We start from the raw sequence: 15,958 nt of genomic DNA, 5'->3' as shown, positions 1-15,958 counted from the left end.
CCTTCCCTACGTTCCGCTTTCCGACCTCACCACCGAGTCACTGGAAGAACTTCGTCGTGGCGTGGAGTTGCTGGTCGAGGACGTCGTAGCCACTGTCCACCCGGATTATCTGGCCGACCGCCGCGCCGAAGCTTTCGTCGGCGACGGCTGCCACCGTCCTGGCCGCGTCGTTGGCGTCCAACACCCTGCCGAGGACCGAACGCTCCTCCGTGTACTTACGGAGATCGTCGTTGAGCACACCGGCCGTCGCGTCTGTTCGTACCGTCGCGAAAGCGACCGTGTTGACCGTGATCCCGTGCTGCGCGGCCGTCGCGGCGACGTGGCGGCTGAACGTGTTCAGCGCCGCCTTCGCGGTCGAGTGCGCCGCGACGCTGCCGACCCAATCCGCGGCGGTACTGGAGATATAGACGATCCGCCCCGCACCTCGCTTCTGCATCGCGGGCACCACGTTCTGGGTGAGGAAGAAGGCGCCCGCCAGCTCCCCGCTGACCTTCCCGATGAACGCGTCCCACGACAAGGAGAGCAGCGGCTCGAACGGCGGGTTCACCGTGTTGGCGTTGCAGATCAGCACATCGATCCGGTCGTGGGCGGCATACACGTGCCGAACCAGATCCCTGACCTGCTCACCGTCACAGACGTCGGCCTGCCGCGCCTCCGCGGAGCCGCCGGCCTCCTCGATGTCGCTGACCACACCCTGCGCGGCGACCGAGTTCTCGCGATAGTTCACCACCACGTGGTATCCGCGTCGCCCCAGTTCCCGGGCGGTCGCCGCGCCGATGCCCCGGCCCGCCCCGCTGATCAACGCTACCCGCCGTGGCTCACTCATGTGTCCTCCAGTTCACGTGCGTCGTAGAGAAACCCTGTCCTCAAGCTAAAGCCGGCAGGCGGTCGCCGCCCCTGTGGCTGTCCCACAGGATTCACCGGCGGATCACCACGCGACGGGAAGGCTCTTGACCCCGAACACCAGTGATTCGCCGCGGTACGTGATGTCCTCGAACGGCACCGTGAGCCGAAGGTCCGGAAAGCGGCGGAACAGCGCGGGCAGCGCGAGGCGAAGTTCGAGGCGGGCGAGTTGCTGGCCGACGCACTGATGCCGGCCGTAGCCGAAGGCCAGATGCGGCACGGGTTTGCGGCGCAGGTCGAGCGCGTCGGCGGGGGACGACAGGACGGCGCCGTGGTTGGCCATGAGCGTGGAGACGACGACATGCTCCCCGGCACGGATCTCCTGGTCGTTGACCGAAAGGTCCGTGTTCGCTTGCCTCACCAGTGGGGGCGCCACCGCCAGCAGTCGCAACAACTCCTCAACGGCGCCGCCGGACAGCGAATCGTCGTCACGCAGGATCGCGAGCTGCTCCGGGTGCGACAACAACGCCAGCACGCTGAGCCCGATCATGCCGGAGAGGGTGCCGTGTCCGGCCACGAGGACGTCGAGCCCCATGCCGACCAGCTCGTCGTCGCTCAACTCCGCGCCGTGCTTGCGAACCAGGTCCCCGAGGATGTTGTCGCCCGGCTCCCGCCGATGCGCCGCGACCAGTTCGGCCATGTAATCGGTCATCGCCGCGAAGTTGTCCTGCTGGACCTCCAGCGTGGTGTCGACGCTGCTCGCGATCGAACTGCGCTCCAGGATGCCGCTTCGGTCCTTGAGTGGCGCCCCCAGTAACTCGCAGATCACGATCAGGGGCAGCGGTTCGGCGAACGTCTTGATCAGGTCGACGCCCGGACCGGCTTTCTCCACGGCATCCAGATGGTCTTCGACGATCTGCTCGATCACGCCGCTGAGCGCCCGGATCCTCTTCATCGTGAAGGCTCCGGACTGCATCCGGCGATACCGGGTGTGCTCGTCCCCGTCGTAGTTGAGCAGGACGCCCGGCTGGTTCATCACCGAGCGCGGGCCGGTCCAGTTCGGATCGAAGGCGAACCCGACCTCGTAGCGAGCGTCGGACAACACCGCGCGGGCATCGTCCTCGCGGGTGATGAGGACGGCCCCGACCTCGCCGAGCTGGGAGTTAGGCACCGGAACCCGGTGCAGCGACGGGTCGCGGTGCAGCTCGACGAGATCGGGGCCGGGGCGGAACGGGCACTTCCCCTGGCGGTGGTTGTGGGGCATCGACACCGGTTCGGTCATGGCGTTCGCTACCTTCCTGACGACACGAGGGTCATTCAGTGGGAATGCGCGTGCAGTCGAGCGCCGGCTCACCGAAGACGGCAGACCGATCGGGCCGGCGCGATGTCTCCCAAGGGCTGTCCCGTAGGGACCGTTTGCTATGAGGCGCTGAGCTTGTTGTGCAACAGCTCCCGCGTGATGCTGTCCAGCCGTGCCGCGGCGTCCTTGTCGAAAGCCGGGCGGAGGAGACTGAGCGGCGTGCCCTCCACAATGGCGCTCAGCGGTTCCCGGGGCGGAGCGTCGATGATCTCGACGATCGGGGGGATGGCGAACTCGACCGGCTGCGCGGCGTTCTTCATCCGGTCGACGTAGGCCGCGGTGGCAGGGTCGAAGTCGCCCGCGAAACCGGTGCGTGTCCCACCGGGGAACAGCAGTACGTACCGGGCGCGATGCCCCTTGCTCTCGTCGGCGAACGAGACGCCGAGGAGGTCGTTCAGCCGTCCACCCTGGAACATGGCCGACCAGCCGTCGTAGCCGTGCTTCAGCCCGAGGTCGTTCCACTGGATGCCCGCCGTTCCCGCACCCGGGCCGGCGATGTTCATGATGATCGGACGGTCGGCCTTGTCCATCTGGTCGGCCAAGCCGTATCCGAGCAGGTACCGACTGAGGTAGTACAACGCGAAATTGTGCTCGAATCCTTCCGGAGTCACCGTTCGATAGCTACGGAAATACCGCGCACATAACACGAGGACGTCCACCGCCGTGAACCTCGTCTTGATGTCCCCGATGACGCGCTGGTTCTCGCTGACGAGGCTGAGATCGGCCTCGATGAAGAAGGCCCGGTCGGCCGCGCCCGTCTTCTCCGCCCTGTCGAGGAACTTCTTCCCCTTCGCCGGATCCGGACCGAGGATGACGACCTGATCACCCCGGTCGAGATAGGTGTGCGCGAGCGCCTGCCCGATGCCTGAGGTGCCCCCTGTTACGACAATGGTCTTCATCGTGATCCTCCTCGGAGCACTGAGTGGCAAATTGTGTGCTGCAAAAAATCTCCCGCCCCAGGGCAGACTCCACCACTGGGCGAGCAGTGGAAAAAGAACCACTGGGCGAGCAGTGGAAAAAGAATCAGACGGCCGCGGCGGCGATTTCTGCCCGAACCACGTCCCGGGCGAGTCCGACGGCCGTTGCCGCGGCGCCGGTGGGACCCAAGGTCGACCCGCTGACGTAGAGACCGTCGATGATCAGCATGATCCGGTCGCCGAGCTTGTCCGGGTCCGCGGCCGGAGTCCGGCGTGCGAGTTCACGCAATTGCTCGCGCACGTCCTGGAAATGCTTCAGGGAAACCTGATGTGCCGGGTGATCGGGATCGGGAAATTCCGCGTGCGTGTTGCGGAGTGGGCAGCCCCTCGTGTTCGGCGCCATGCCCTGGACCGTTCGGACCAGTTCGACCAACTGGTCCTCCGGTTTGTCCACCACGGCACACACGGCGACCACGGTCTGTTCCCAGGCTCGGGCGGACCGCTCGAGATAGGCCACCACCAACTGGTCCTTACTGGAGAACTCCCGGTAGAGCAATTGCTTGCCGCACCCGAGTTCGTCGATGATCTGTTGCATTCCGACCGCGTGCACGCCCCGCCGGTCGAAGAGATCGGCAGCGGCGTCCAGAATGCGCTCGCGGGTATCGGGAGCAGGTTTCCTGGGCATGTTCCGACTGTAGCAGACCAATCGGTCCCGTACGGGTGAATGCCGATCGCCGTTCGGGTCCTCCATCCTCCGAGGAGGTCGGCGTATTCGGTTCAGTCCTTGATTTCGCAGACGGTGGCGCCGGCGGTGAGGGAGGCGCCGACCGCGGCGGCGAGGCCCTTGATCGTGCCCGTGCGGTGGGCGTTGAGGGGCTGTTCCATCTTCATCGCCTCCAGTACGACCACCAGGTCGCCCTCCTTGACCTCCTGGCCCTCCTCCACGGCGACCTTCACGATCGTGCCCTGCATCGGGGAGACCAGGGTGTTGCCCGAGGCGGCCGAGGCGGATTTCCTGGCGGCGCGGCGCTTGGGCTTGGCGCCGGCGGCGAGGCCGGTGCGTGCCAGGGTCATGCCGAGGCTGGTGGGGAGGGAGACTTCGAGGCGTCTTCCGCCGACTTCGACGACGACGGTCTCGCGGCCGGGTTCCTCGTCGGTGTCGGGGCCGGTGCCGGCGGGGGAGGTGAAGGCCGGGATGTCGTTGGCGAACTCGGTTTCCATCCAGCGGGTGTGGACGCTGAACGGGTTGGAGGTGAAGGCGGGGTCGGTGACGGCCTTGCGGTGGAAGGGGATCGCTGTGGCCATGCCCTCGACCGTGAACTCGTCGAGCGCGCGCGACGCGCGCTGAAGGGCCTGTTCGCGGGTGGCGCCGGTGATGATCAGTTTGGCGAGCAGGGAGTCCCAGGCCGGGCCGATGACCGAGCCGGACTCGACGCCCGCGTCCAGCCGGACGCCGGGGCCGGTGGGCGGGGTGAAGGCGGTGACCGTGCCGGGGGCGGGGAGGAAGCCGCGGCCGGGGTCCTCGCCGTTGATACGGAACTCGAAGGAGTGTCCGCGCACGGCCGGGTCGTCGTAGCCGAGCGGCTCGCCGTCGGCGATCCGGAACATCTCGCGGACCAGGTCGATGCCGGTGACCTCCTCGGTGACCGGGTGCTCCACCTGGAGACGGGTGTTGACCTCGAGGAAGGAGATCGTGCCGTCGGTGCCGACGAGGAACTCGACGGTGCCCGCGCCGACGTACCCCGCTTCCTTGAGGATCGCCTTGGACGCCGTGTACAGCTCGGCGTTCTGCGCGTCGGTCAGGAAGGGGGCGGGGGCCTCCTCGACGAGTTTCTGGTGGCGGCGCTGGAGGGAGCAGTCGCGGGTGGAGACGACCACGACATGGCCGTGCGTGTCGGCCAGGCACTGGGTCTCGACATGGCGGGGCTTGTCGAGATAGCGCTCGACGAAGCACTCGCCGCGGCCGAAGGCGGCGACCGCCTCGCGGACGGCCGAGTCGTAGAGTTCGGGGATTTCGTCGAGGGTGCGGGCGACCTTGAGACCGCGTCCGCCGCCGCCGTAGGCCGCCTTGATGGCGATCGGCAGACCGTGCTCCTCGGCGAACGTCACGACCTCGTCCGGGCCGGTGACCGGGTCGGGGGTGCCGGCCACCAGGGGGGCGCCGGCGCGCTGTGCGATATGGCGGGCGGCGACCTTGTCACCGAGGTCGCGGATGGCCTGCGGCGGCGGGCCGATCCAGGTCAGCCCGGCGTCCAGGACCGCCTGGGCGAATTCCGCGTTCTCGGACAGGAATCCATAGCCCGGGTGGATCGCGTCCGCGCCCGAATCCTTCGCGGCCTGGAGCACCTTGGCCATGTCCAGGTAGCTGGCTGCCGGGGTGTCACCGCCCAGGGCGAACGCCTCGTCGGCCGCGCGGACGTGCAGGGCGTCCCGGTCCGGGTCGGCGTAGACGGCTACGCTCAGGATCCCGGCATCCCGGCAGGCACGGGCGACGCGGACAGCGATCTCGCCTCGGTTGGCGATGAGCACCTTGCGCACGATGAGGCCTTTCGTGTCGGTCCCCTGGTTTCGAGGAGGCACTCCTGGAGGTCTTCCGCGGCCGGGAACCTCAAGACGGCCAGGGCCACCGATCCGCCCGGGGCGCCATGGACGAGGGCATCGAGAGCGGGGAGCCGGGTCCCGTCCACAGCGGGCGGCCACGGACCGGCTTTCCATCGCGCCTGGGGTGGCACTCCGGCGTGACGATATGTGCGTCGCCGGTACGACGGCCCGTCAGCTCGGTCGAAGGATCAGCGTGTCACCTTCCCGGCACCGGGCTCGCTGATGCTCTGGAAGCCGGAATCAGCGGCGAGACGGTTTCACTCATTCCATTCTCTTTCGCGTTCCCCGCCGAGCAGCGACATCATCTCGATATCGGAAATCTTCCGGAAACCTGGTGTCCCGGGCAGACAGGGCGGGCTGCTTTGCAAGGCGTTTACTTCGCGGAAACTTTCGAGTACATCGGCCTTTTCCTGTTCGCATCGTAGTGGAAACATTGAGTACGCGATCGAATGCGAAGCCCTGGGGGACGATCTGCTTATTTGCCGGCAGCACGATGCTGACATGCTTGTTTGCATGCGACAAGAGTTGATCGCAGAACCTACGGGGGATCCGTAAGAACGCCCGAGGTATGGCTGAGAAGGCTCGTGGTGCGGCATGAACCAGGATTTCTCGGCCGGGACACCGCCGTTGAGTTGCCACCGGCGAACTGCCCAGTCGCCGCACGCAAGACCAGAACCGGCACTGTGCGGGGGAGAAGGTGCCGCAGGTAGACCAATGAGACCGGCGGGCGGACGCCGGGAGCCGTACATGAGTACGCGCATTTGTCAGGACTGAGCTGGCAGGACAGGGCCGGTGTCAGTTTTCGCGGTACGGACGAGGACGGGATGGAATCGGCCACTCTGGCGCTTGCCGCCGGGTGGGGCTTGGTATATGCCATGCCCTGATTTACAGTCGAACGACAACTTTGCAGTTCCGCGTTCTTCGTAGAGGTGGTTCACGGACCCGAGGATCGGCAACGCAAGACTCCCGCGCACGGGTGGTGCCGTGCCGTCCCCCATCACTCCGTCCGGACGACCCTCACGAAGGAATTCCCCCCGGCTGCACCGGACAGTGCTGTCCGTTCGTAGTCGAACGCAATGACGTCCCTCGGTCATCACCGACAGGTGACACGGGCGGCGCGCCCTGCAATATGCCCGACCGGCCCCGACTGCCGGACCGATGTCGTCCACGTCTTTCCCGCCCGGCACCCTCCCAGTCCGTCCGCGACGATGCGCGTCGGGCAGTCGGCGCTCCGGTTCTGCGGACGCGCGACAGAGAGACGCTTCTGCCATCCCTCCACAGCCGACGACAGTGGCCGATTGCGCCGGTGTTGAGCGATTCACCACGTCAAGGAGAGTTCCTTGCTTCCGCCCGATGAGAGATCTTTTGTGGCACTGTGCCGCGCGGAGCCGACCTCAAGCCGTGAAGCCGCGGAGGCGCGTGCCACCAAGGCCCCTCGAGGTCGCCAGACGGCCCGGCTCCCGGAAAACCACAGGTCACTCCAGGAAAGGCGCGTCATCAGCGAAGATCCGACGCTGCTCTCCGAACGGGCGGCCCCTGTGGGATCGCGCCCCCGAGGCACCGCGGGCCGCGATGCGAAGAGCGGGAGGGACTGCGCACCCCCGGGGCCGGTCTCCCACCAAGGGGACACCACCACCTATATACCGGCGGCTTCCGTCCTGGACCACGATGAGCGATTACCGTCCAACGGGCAGCGCGTGGTCCTGCGCAACATCGAACTGGCCAACCTCGGGGCGAACCGTGCGATGGTCGCCACGGAGACGGACTGGGTCCTCGGCACGGACGCGCTGCGTAGCGAGCCGTATTCCATGTGGCTGGCGATCCTGACGCTGCTCTACACCGGCGACCTCGCGTCCGCGAACGCGCAGTGCGAACGGCTGGCCAGTGACCCCGTCTGGGTCGCTTCGGCCTGTCACCAGGATCTGCTCACGCTGCTGCGCGCGCGCAGTCTCCTGCTGTCGGGGGACGCGCGTCAGGCGTCGGGCATGCTCGGTGCGTTGCTCACCCGCGGAACGTCGAGGTCACTGACCTGTCTCGCGGTCGCCTGGCTGGTCGAGGCGTTCGTGCAGATCGGCGAACTCGACAGCGCCCACAAGGTACTGCTCGACCACGGACTGGCCGATCGTCTCGACGCGTGTCTGCCGGACCGGATGCACATCCTGGCCGCGCGTGGCGCTCTTCACGCGGCGATGGGCCAGTTCCAGCAGGCAGTCGACGCGTACATGGACTGCGGCCGGATTCTGAACGCCCTCAATGTCGCCAACCCCGCGGTCATTCCCTGGCGTTCGAAGGCCACGTTCGCCGCGCTGGCGGCCCGCAGATACGATCTGGCGCTCGCGCTGTCCGGGGACGAGCTCATCGCGGCGAGGAAGTGGGGCTCGCCGCGCAGTATCGGAACGGCACTGCACGCCGTGGCGGTGTCGCGCCGGGACGAGACCTCGGTGCCCCTGCTCGACGAGGCCGTCAAACTGCTGGAAGTGGGCCGTGCCCGCACTGAGTTGATCCAGGCCCTCTACGACCTGGGCATGCTGCTTCTCCGGCAGAAGGATGTGCCGGGGGGACGGGGCCGGCTGGAGGCCGCCGACGCGGTGGCGCGCGAGTGCCGCAATGTCTTCTGGTCGGAGCGCGTCCGGGGCGCACTGGGACTCCAGAGTGGCTCCGACACCGCCCGTCTGCTCACCCGGCAACAGGACAAGATCGCCCAACTCGCCCGTGCCGGATACAGCAATCGGCAGATCGCGGAGACGCTCTTTCTGACGGTTCGTACGGTCGAGTTCCATCTCTCCAGCGTCTACCGGAAACTCGGTATCTCCGGCCGGCGGCAACTCGTCACGGCGATGAACACTGTTTCATAGGGGCCCGGAAGCCGCTCGGAGCGCCGCTCATCTTCACCGAGGTGAGCGGCGCTTTCCGCTGTCGCGGACGGAACTGACGGAGGTACGGAATACGAGGAGGACCGACCGGTCCCCCTCGTCATGAAACCTGCGTTCCACCGTAGACTCTCAAACCCTGCGGTTCCACCGTAGATTGTCAGGTCTCCCCTTGTAGCCCACTGACAGAAGATGCCAGAGTAAGGCTGTCGGGTGATCGAATGTGAACCCCCGGCGATCGCGAACTCATCAGCTCGATTCGAGATTCTCCACGCCGTATCGATAACTCCTTGGAGCGGGTCGGGGATCTGATCGGCAGGGCCGCGCCTCGGTTCGACGGCAGGAATGCCCTGGTCGCGGGTGATCGTCCGCAGGTCCGTATGCGCAACTCGCCGTACCGGGGAGGTAATTTCCATGCTCCAGCAGAACACCACGAAGCGTATCGGTTACTGGCTTCTGTATCTGCATCAATTGTTCGACGAATCGACCGCCCGCGCGCTGTCCGGCGAGAATCTGAATCGGCGGCAGTGGCAGGTGCTGCACGCGATCAGTATCAAGGTGGACACCGTCGCCGGTATCGACAACGCGTTCGCTCCCTTCCTGGCCGTCGACGGGGCCGATTCGTACCGGCCGGTCGTCGACGGGTTCGAGGGCCGCGGCTGGGTCGCGGAGAAGGACGGCTCCCTCACGCTCACCGAATCCGGCGCGGCGGCGCACGAGCGGGCCGAATCGCTGGTCAATGCCCACGCGGCCGAATCGCTCGCCGGTATCTCCGAGGCCGAGTTCCTCGCTGCCAACGATGTTCTGGCGCGGATCGCTTCCAATGTCGAGAAGCAATAAGGAATCACCGTGATGAGCGGCTTCTTCCTGAACACCGGGAAGCCGCCGAGTCATTTCCGGAGCCGGACACTGCTTGGGACTGCTGGTTCCGCCGAAGCCGACGCCGTCACTCGTGGAGAATCATATGGACGCTTCAGTCATTGTCGTCGGTGCTGGGCCCGCCGGGCTCATGCTGGCCGGAGAACTGCGCCTGGCAGGCGTCGATGTCATCGTGCTGGACCGGCTGCCCGCACGTACCGGGGAGTCACGCGGTATCGGGTTCACCATCCGCACCATGGAGGTATTCGACCAGCGGGGTCTGCTGCCCCGCTTCGGCGAGATCCAGACCAGCGAGGCGGGGCACTTCGGTGGTCTGCCGCTCGATCTGGGCGTGCTGGGTGCCGCCCATGGATCCGCGCAGGCCGTGCCGCAGTCGACGACCGAGGCCGTGCTCGAAAGCTGGGCCCGGGATCTGGGCGCCGACATCCGGCGCGGGCAGGAGTTCACCGGGCTCACGGAGGACGCCGACGGAGTGAGCGTCACCGTGCGGGGCGGCGACCGGGCGCTGCGGGCCCGGTATCTGGTCGGCTGCGACGGCGGGCGCAGCACCGTTCGCAAGGCCGCGGGCTTCGACTTTCCCGGCACCCCCGCCACCACGGAACTCTTCCTCGCCGATGTCCGGGGAGTCGAGCTGGAACCCCGTATGGCCGGTCAGCAGACCGCCGGCGGCATGGTGATGGTGGCGCGGCTGCCCGGCGGGATCCACCGGATCATCGTCGGGGAACGCGGGACGCCACCGCGGAGGCGGACCGGAGCGCCCGACTTCACCGAGGTCTCCGATGTCTGGAAGCGCCTCACCGGCACCGACATCTCCATGGCGGAGCCGGTATGGGTCAGCGCGTTCAGTGACGCCGCCCGTCAGGTCACCGAGTACCGGCGCGGCCGGGTGCTGCTGGCCGGTGACGCCGCGCACGTCCATCTCCCCGCCGGCGGACAGGGGATGAACACCAGCATCCAGGACTCGGTGAACCTGGGCTGGAAACTCGCCGCCGTGGTACGGGGAACACACTCCGAGGCACTGCTCGACAGCTACCACGGCGAGCGGTACGAGGTCGGCCGCAGGCTGCTGCTGAACACCCGGGCGCAGAGCACGCTCATCCTCGGCGGTGACGAGGCAGGCCCGCTCCGTGAGGTCCTCGGCGAGCTGCTGGAGCGGTCCGAGGCCGAGCGCCATCTGGCCGCCAAGGTCAGCGGCCTGGACATCGAGTACGACGTCGGCGGCGGCGGGAACCCGCTGCTCGGAGCACGGATGCCGCAGCTCGAACTGGTCCGCGGGAACAAGCACACGACCACCTGGGAACTTCTGCGGCCGGCCCGCGGAGTGCTCCTCGATCTGGACGACAACGCCGCTCTGCGACGGCGCGCGCAGAGGTGGACCGACCGGGTCGACATCGTGACGGCGACGGTCCGCGACACCCCGTCCGACGGTCCGCCGACGGGGATCTCGGCGGCGTTGCTGCGCCCCGACGGACATGTGGCCTGGACCGCTCCCGGCAGCCACGCCGACCTACCGATGGCCCTGGACCGCTGGTTCGGGCCGGGACGATGACGAGGAGAGGGAAAGCATGCACAGCACATTGATCGTGGCCAGGATGGCCCTCGGGTCAGCCGGGGACGTTGCGGAGATCTTCGGCGCCTTCGACGGGACCGAGATGCCGGCGCGGATGGGAACCCGGCGCCGCCAGCTCTTCGAGTACCGGGGCCTCTATTTCCATTTGCAGGACTTCGACGAGGACAACGGCGCCGGTCGTATCGAGGAAGCGAAGACTGATCCCCGGTTCATCCGGATCAGCGAGGACCTCAAGCCCCACATCGACGCCTACGACCCCACGACCTGGCGCTCGCCCGCGGACGCCATGGCCCGTCGCTTCTACAGCTGGACGGCGTCATGAGCGGCGCGCGGGGCCGTCGGGTGGTGATCACCGGTGTCGGGGTGACCGCGCCGGGCGGCTCGGACGTCAAGGGCTTCTGGCAGTTGCTCACCGACGGACGGACCGCCACCCGCCGTATCTCCCTCTTCGACCCGTCGCCGTTCCGTTCACAGGTCGCCGCAGAGGTCGACTTCGACACCGAACTGTCCGGGCTGACCCCGCAGGAGATCCGGCGGATGGACCGGGCCGCGCAGTTCGCCGTGGTCACCGCCCGCGAGGCGGTTTCCGACAGCGGGCTGGACTTCGACGCGCTGACCCCCCACCGTACCGGAGTCACGATCGGCAGCGCGGTGGGGGCGACCACCGGCCTGGATCAGGAGTACCGCGTCGTCAGCGACGGCGGCCGGCTGGAACTGGTCGACCACGACTACGCCGTACCGCATCTCTACAACTACCTGGTGCCCAGCTCGTTCGCGACCGAGGTCGCGTGGGCCGTAGGCGCCGAGGGGCCGAGCACCGTGATCTCGACCGGCTGCACATCCGGTCTGGACGCCATCGGCTACGCGGCGGACGTGATCAGGGAAGGCTCGGCCGATGTGATGATCGCGGGCGCGGCCGACGCGCCCATCTCCCCGATCACCGTGGCGTGCTTCGACGCGATCAAGGCCACAACTCCCCGCAACGACGATCCCGAGCACGCCTCGCGGCCGTTCGACGCGAGTCGCAACGGGTTCGTCCTGGGCGAGGGCGCGGCCGTGTTCGTACTGGAGGAGCTGGAGAGCGCCCGCGCCCGCGGTGCCAGGATCTACGCCGAGGTGGCCGGCTTCGCGACCCGTTCGAACGCGTTCCACATGACGGGTCTGCGTCCCGACGGCAAGGAGATGGCCGAGGCCATCCGGGTGGCGCTCGACGAGGCCAGGCTCAACCCGGAGGACATCGACTACATCAACGCGCACGGCTCAGGCACCAAGCAGAACGACCGGCACGAGACCGCCGCGTTCAAACGCAGCCTCGGCGAGCACGCCTACCGGACGCCGGTCAGCTCCATCAAGTCGATGGTCGGGCACTCCCTCGGTGCCATCGGATCGATCGAGATCGCCGCCTCGGTGCTGTCCATGACGAACGACGTGGTGCCCCCGACGGCGAATCTGCACCAGCCGGATCCCGAGTGCGATCTGGACTACGTACCGCTGACCGCCCGCGTCTGGAAGACCGATGCGGTGCTGTCGGTGGGCAGCGGATTCGGCGGATTCCAGAGCGCGGTCGTGCTGGCGAACCCCGAGCGGAGCACACGATGACCACGAAGACCTGGGTCACCGGACTGGGGGTGGCCGCGCCGACGGGGCTGGGTCTGGAGGAGTACTGGTCGGCGACGCTGGCCGGCCGCAACGCCATCGGCCGCGTGACCCGGTTCGATCCCTCGTCCTACCCGGCGCGACTGGCGGGTGAGATCACCGGGTTCGCCGCCGAGGACCACCTGCCCGGCCGGCTGCTTCCGCAGACCGACCGGATGACGAGGATCGCCCTGGTCAGCGCCGACTGGGCGTTCTCGGACGCGGGCGTCGTCCCGGAGGAGCTGCCCGACTACGACGTCGGGGTTATCACGGCCAGCCACTCCGGTGGCTTCGAGTTCGGCCAGAACGAGCTCAGGGCGCTGTGGAGCAAGGGCGGCCGGTATGTCAGCGCGTACCAGTCCTTCGCCTGGTTCTACGCGGTCAACAGCGGTCAGATCTCCATCCGCAGCGGATTGCGCGGACCGAGCAGTGTTGTGGTCAGCGACCAGGCGGGCGGACTCGACGCGGTCGCGCAGGCCCGCAGACAGATCCGCAAGGGCACCGCCATGGTGATCTCCGGCGCGGTCGACGCGTCGATCTGCCCATGGGGGTGGGTCGCCCAGCTCACCAGCGGCCGGCTGAGTGTCAGCGAGGATCCGGAGCGGGCGTATCTGCCCTTCGACGACCGGGCCGGTGGCCATGTCCCCGGCGAGGGCGGGGCGTTGCTGGTGCTGGAGAGCGCCGAACACGCCCTGGAGCGCGACGCTCCGCACATCTACGGTGAAATCGCGGGCCACGCGTCCACGGTGGATCCCCGGCCCGGCAGTGACCGGACGCCGACGCTGCAGCACGCGATCGAACTCGCCCTGGAGGACGCGGGTCTGGCCCCCGGCGACATCGGAGTGGTGTTCGCGGACGCCGCCGCGATCCCAGAGCTCGACCGGGTCGAGGCGGAGGCGATCACCAAGGTCTTCGGACCCCACGGGGTGCCGGTGACCGCGCCGAAGACGACGACCGGCCGGCTCTACTCCGGCGCCTCACCGCTCGACCTCGCCGCCGCGTTCCTGTCGATGCGTGACGGAATCATTCCGCCGACGGTGGGCTCCACGCTGTCGAGCAGGTACGAGATCGACCTGGTGACCGGTACGCCGCGTCCGGCGGCACCGCGCACCGCCCTTGTACTGGCGCGCGGCCAGGGCGGATTCAACTCCGCCATGGTCCTGCGGGCCGTGGACCGCTCTCAACTCTGACGAAGGACCGGACATGTCGGACACGGAATTCACCCTCGACAAGCTGGTGCCCATCCTCCTGGAGGGCGCGGGCGCGGACGAGCAGGTCGACCTCGGCGGAGACATCGCCGACACCTCGTTCACCGATCTCGGTTACGAGTCGCTCGCGATGCTGGAGACCGCCGGCCGGATCGAGCGGGAGTACGGCATCAGCCTGGACGAGGCGGCGCTGGCGGAGGCGGTCACCCCGCGCGCGCTGATCGATCTCGTCAACGCCCATCTGCCCGCCGCGCGGGCCGTCTGACCGGAGGACGCCATCATGACTGACAACGCGCCCAGGACCGCCCTGATCACAGGTGCGACCAGTGGGATCGGTCTCGCCGCCGCCCGTCTTCTCGCCGAGCAGGGACACCGGGTGTTCCTCTGCGCCCGTGACGAGAAGGCCGTCGCGGACACGGTCAAGAGCCTGCAGGGCGAGGGGCTGGAGGTGGACGGCACCACCGCCGACGTACGCTCCAAGGAGGATGTCGCGGAGTTGGTGCAGGCCGCGGTCGCCCGGTACGGGACGATCGACGTCCTGGTCAACAACGCGGGCCGCAGCGGGGGCGGGGTGACCGCCGACCTCGCCGACGAGCTGTGGTCGGACGTCATCGCGACCAATCTCACCAGTGTGTTCGTGGTGACCCGCGAGGTGCTCAACGCCGGCGGGATGCGGGCGAAGGACCGCGGCCGGATCATCAACATCGCCTCCACGGCGGGCAAGCAGGGCGTGGTGCTGGGCGCACCGTACTCCGCGTCCAAACACGGCGTCGTCGGCTTCACCAAGGCACTCGGCAACGAGCTCGCTCCGACCGGTGTCACGGTCAACGCCGTGTGCCCCGGCTATGTGGAGACGCCGATGGCCCAGCGGGTCCGGCAGGGCTACGCGGCGGCGTACGACACCACCGAGGACGCGATCCTGCAGAAGTTCCAGGCCAAGATTCCCCTCGGCCGGTACTCGACGCCCGAGGAGGTCGCCGGCCTGGTCGGCTATCTGGCCTCCGATCTCGCCGGCTCGATCACCGCGCAGGCGCTGAACGTCTGCGGAGGGCTCGGCAACTTCTGACCCCGGGCCCCCGGGCCCGCGTATGCGATTCCCGATGACGTGACGGTGTAAGGAGAAACGCGTGTCCGAGCAAGCCGGCCGCAAGGTCGAACACGAGATCACGGTCCAGGCGGGCGCCGGCGAGGTCTATCGCCTGCTCGCGGAGGTCGAGAACTGGCCGAGGCTGTTCCCGCCGTCGGTGTACGTCGAGTACGTGGAGCGCGACGGGAACCGGGAACGGATACGGATCTGGGCCACCGCCAACGGCGAGGCGAAGAACTGGACGTCGCTGCGCGAACTCGACCCGGAGGGGCTGCGCATCACCTTCCGGCAGGAGGTCACCGCGCCCCCGGTGGCGGAGATGAGCGGCACCTGGATCATGGAGCCGCGCGGTGACCGGGAGACCCGGCTGCGCCTGCGGCACGAGTACCGGGCCGTCGACGACGATCCGGAAGGGCTGGCCTGGGTCGACCGTGCCGTCGACGAGAACAGCCGCTCCGAACTCCCCTCGCTCAAGGCCGGACTTGAGGAGGCGACGCGGACCGCGGAGCTGACGCTCTCCTTCGTGGACTCCGTCCAGGTCGACGGTTCCGCCAAGGACCTCTACAGCTTCGTCAACGACGCCGATCTGTGGACCGAGCGGCTCCCGCACGTGGCCAAGGTGAATCTGACCGAGGACACCCCGGGTCTCCAGGTACTGCGCATGGAGACGCTCACCCGGGACGGCTCCGCGCACACCACGGAATCGGTCCGGGTGTGCCTCCCGCACCGCAGGATCGCCTACAAGCAGACCACACTGCCCGCGCTGATGACCCTGCACACCGGGTACTGGCAGTTCGACGAGGAGACCGACGGGGTCACCACCGCCAGTTCCCAGCACACCGTGGTGATCAACGCGGGGAACATCGGTGCGGTCCTCGGTCCGGACGCGGGCATCGCGGAAGCCAAGGAGTTCATCCGTGAGGCGCTCGGCGCCAACAGCCGGGCGACACTCGGCCACGCCAAGGAGTACGCGGAAGCGCGGCGCTGA

14 protein-coding genes are annotated in these 15,958 nt (G+C 67.9%); 9 read left to right on the top strand and 5 right to left on the bottom strand.

What is annotated here, in order from left to right; translation table 11 throughout:
* Positions 1-37 precede the first annotated feature (37 nt).
* The 5 genes from OG214_RS01985 to OG214_RS01965 form a co-directional block, all read right to left on the bottom strand.
* Entirely contained in the window at positions 38-826 is a 789-nt protein-coding gene (locus OG214_RS01985) for an SDR family oxidoreductase (protein ID WP_363085771.1), read from the bottom strand.
* Positions 827-928: 102 nt separating this feature from the next.
* Positions 929-2,125, bottom strand: coding sequence for a cytochrome P450 (locus OG214_RS01980; protein WP_363085772.1), 1,197 nt, complete (start codon positions 2,123-2,125; stop codon positions 929-931).
* A 137-nt stretch (positions 2,126-2,262) separates the two neighbouring features.
* Entirely contained in the window at positions 2,263-3,102 is an 840-nt protein-coding gene (locus OG214_RS01975) for an SDR family NAD(P)-dependent oxidoreductase (RefSeq protein ID WP_363085773.1), read from the bottom strand.
* A 124-nt stretch (positions 3,103-3,226) separates the two neighbouring features.
* On the bottom strand, positions 3,227-3,805 hold the full coding sequence (locus OG214_RS01970) for a TetR/AcrR family transcriptional regulator (protein ID WP_383032483.1): 579 nt from the start codon (positions 3,803-3,805) through the stop codon (positions 3,227-3,229).
* Positions 3,806-3,897: 92 nt separating this feature from the next.
* A complete protein-coding gene (locus tag OG214_RS01965; protein WP_405983523.1) occupies positions 3,898-5,658 on the bottom strand; it encodes a biotin carboxylase N-terminal domain-containing protein in 1,761 nt (586 codons plus the stop codon).
* 1,760 nt (positions 5,659-7,418) lie between these two features.
* Between OG214_RS01965 and OG214_RS01960 the strand changes: the two genes are divergently transcribed.
* The 9 genes from OG214_RS01960 (at position 7,419) to OG214_RS01920 (ending at position 15,958) form a co-directional block, all read left to right on the top strand.
* Positions 7,419-8,576: a response regulator transcription factor gene (locus OG214_RS01960; protein WP_405983522.1), complete on the top strand. Its 1,158-nt coding sequence runs from the start codon at positions 7,419-7,421 to the stop codon at positions 8,574-8,576.
* A 429-nt stretch (positions 8,577-9,005) separates the two neighbouring features.
* Entirely contained in the window at positions 9,006-9,431 is a 426-nt protein-coding gene (locus tag OG214_RS01955) for a hypothetical protein (RefSeq protein WP_363084199.1), read from the top strand.
* Between the two features lie 124 nt (positions 9,432-9,555).
* Positions 9,556-11,019 (top strand): FAD-dependent monooxygenase, encoded by a 1,464-nt coding sequence (locus OG214_RS01950; RefSeq protein ID WP_405983521.1) that lies wholly within the window; start codon positions 9,556-9,558, stop codon positions 11,017-11,019.
* Positions 11,020-11,035: 16 nt separating this feature from the next.
* A complete protein-coding gene (locus tag OG214_RS01945; protein WP_363084201.1) occupies positions 11,036-11,362 on the top strand; it encodes a TcmI family type II polyketide cyclase in 327 nt (108 codons plus the stop codon).
* On the top strand, positions 11,359-12,639 hold the full coding sequence (locus OG214_RS01940; RefSeq protein ID WP_363084202.1) for a beta-ketoacyl-[acyl-carrier-protein] synthase family protein: 1,281 nt from the start codon (positions 11,359-11,361) through the stop codon (positions 12,637-12,639). The genes OG214_RS01945 and OG214_RS01940 overlap by 4 nt, the downstream gene beginning before the upstream one ends.
* Positions 12,636-13,865, top strand: a complete 1,230-nt coding sequence (locus tag OG214_RS01935; protein ID WP_363084203.1) for a ketosynthase chain-length factor — start codon at positions 12,636-12,638, stop codon at positions 13,863-13,865. Before OG214_RS01940 ends, OG214_RS01935 begins: the two co-directional genes overlap by 4 nt.
* Before the next feature lie 13 nt (positions 13,866-13,878).
* Positions 13,879-14,148 (top strand): acyl carrier protein, encoded by a 270-nt coding sequence (locus OG214_RS01930; protein ID WP_363084204.1) that lies wholly within the window; start codon positions 13,879-13,881, stop codon positions 14,146-14,148.
* Positions 14,149-14,163: 15 nt separating this feature from the next.
* Entirely contained in the window at positions 14,164-14,949 is a 786-nt protein-coding gene (locus OG214_RS01925) for an SDR family NAD(P)-dependent oxidoreductase (RefSeq protein WP_405983520.1), read from the top strand.
* Between the two features lie 61 nt (positions 14,950-15,010).
* Positions 15,011-15,958 (top strand): aromatase/cyclase, encoded by a 948-nt coding sequence (locus tag OG214_RS01920; RefSeq protein WP_363084206.1) that lies wholly within the window; start codon positions 15,011-15,013, stop codon positions 15,956-15,958.

The sequence above is a fragment of the Streptomyces sp. NBC_00872 genome (assembly GCF_045161915.1).
GTDB lineage: Bacteria > Actinomycetota > Actinomycetes > Streptomycetales > Streptomycetaceae > Streptomyces.
This window is presented reverse-complemented; position numbering and strand designations above follow the sequence as displayed.

Excerpts from the sequence above, each read along its gene's own strand:
- OG214_RS01950 (WP_405983521.1), top strand. The coding sequence starts at position 9,556 with ATGGACGCTTCAGTCATTGTCGTCGGTGCTGGGCCCGCCGGGCTCATG.
- OG214_RS01935 (WP_363084203.1), top strand. The coding sequence starts at position 12,636 with ATGACCACGAAGACCTGGGTCACCGGACTGGGGGTGGCCGCGCCGACG.
- OG214_RS01955 (WP_363084199.1), top strand. The coding sequence starts at position 9,006 with ATGCTCCAGCAGAACACCACGAAGCGTATCGGTTACTGGCTTCTGTAT.
- OG214_RS01975 (WP_363085773.1), bottom strand. The coding sequence starts at position 3,102 with ATGAAGACCATTGTCGTAACAGGGGGCACCTCAGGCATCGGGCAGGCG.
- OG214_RS01930 (WP_363084204.1), top strand. The coding sequence starts at position 13,879 with ATGTCGGACACGGAATTCACCCTCGACAAGCTGGTGCCCATCCTCCTG.
- OG214_RS01940 (WP_363084202.1), top strand. The coding sequence starts at position 11,359 with ATGAGCGGCGCGCGGGGCCGTCGGGTGGTGATCACCGGTGTCGGGGTG.
- OG214_RS01925 (WP_405983520.1), top strand. The coding sequence starts at position 14,164 with ATGACTGACAACGCGCCCAGGACCGCCCTGATCACAGGTGCGACCAGT.
- OG214_RS01970 (WP_383032483.1), bottom strand. The coding sequence starts at position 3,805 with ATGCCCAGGAAACCTGCTCCCGATACCCGCGAGCGCATTCTGGACGCC.
- OG214_RS01985 (WP_363085771.1), bottom strand. The coding sequence starts at position 826 with ATGAGTGAGCCACGGCGGGTAGCGTTGATCAGCGGGGCGGGCCGGGGC.
- OG214_RS01980 (WP_363085772.1), bottom strand. The coding sequence starts at position 2,125 with ATGACCGAACCGGTGTCGATGCCCCACAACCACCGCCAGGGGAAGTGC.
- OG214_RS01945 (WP_363084201.1), top strand. The coding sequence starts at position 11,036 with ATGCACAGCACATTGATCGTGGCCAGGATGGCCCTCGGGTCAGCCGGG.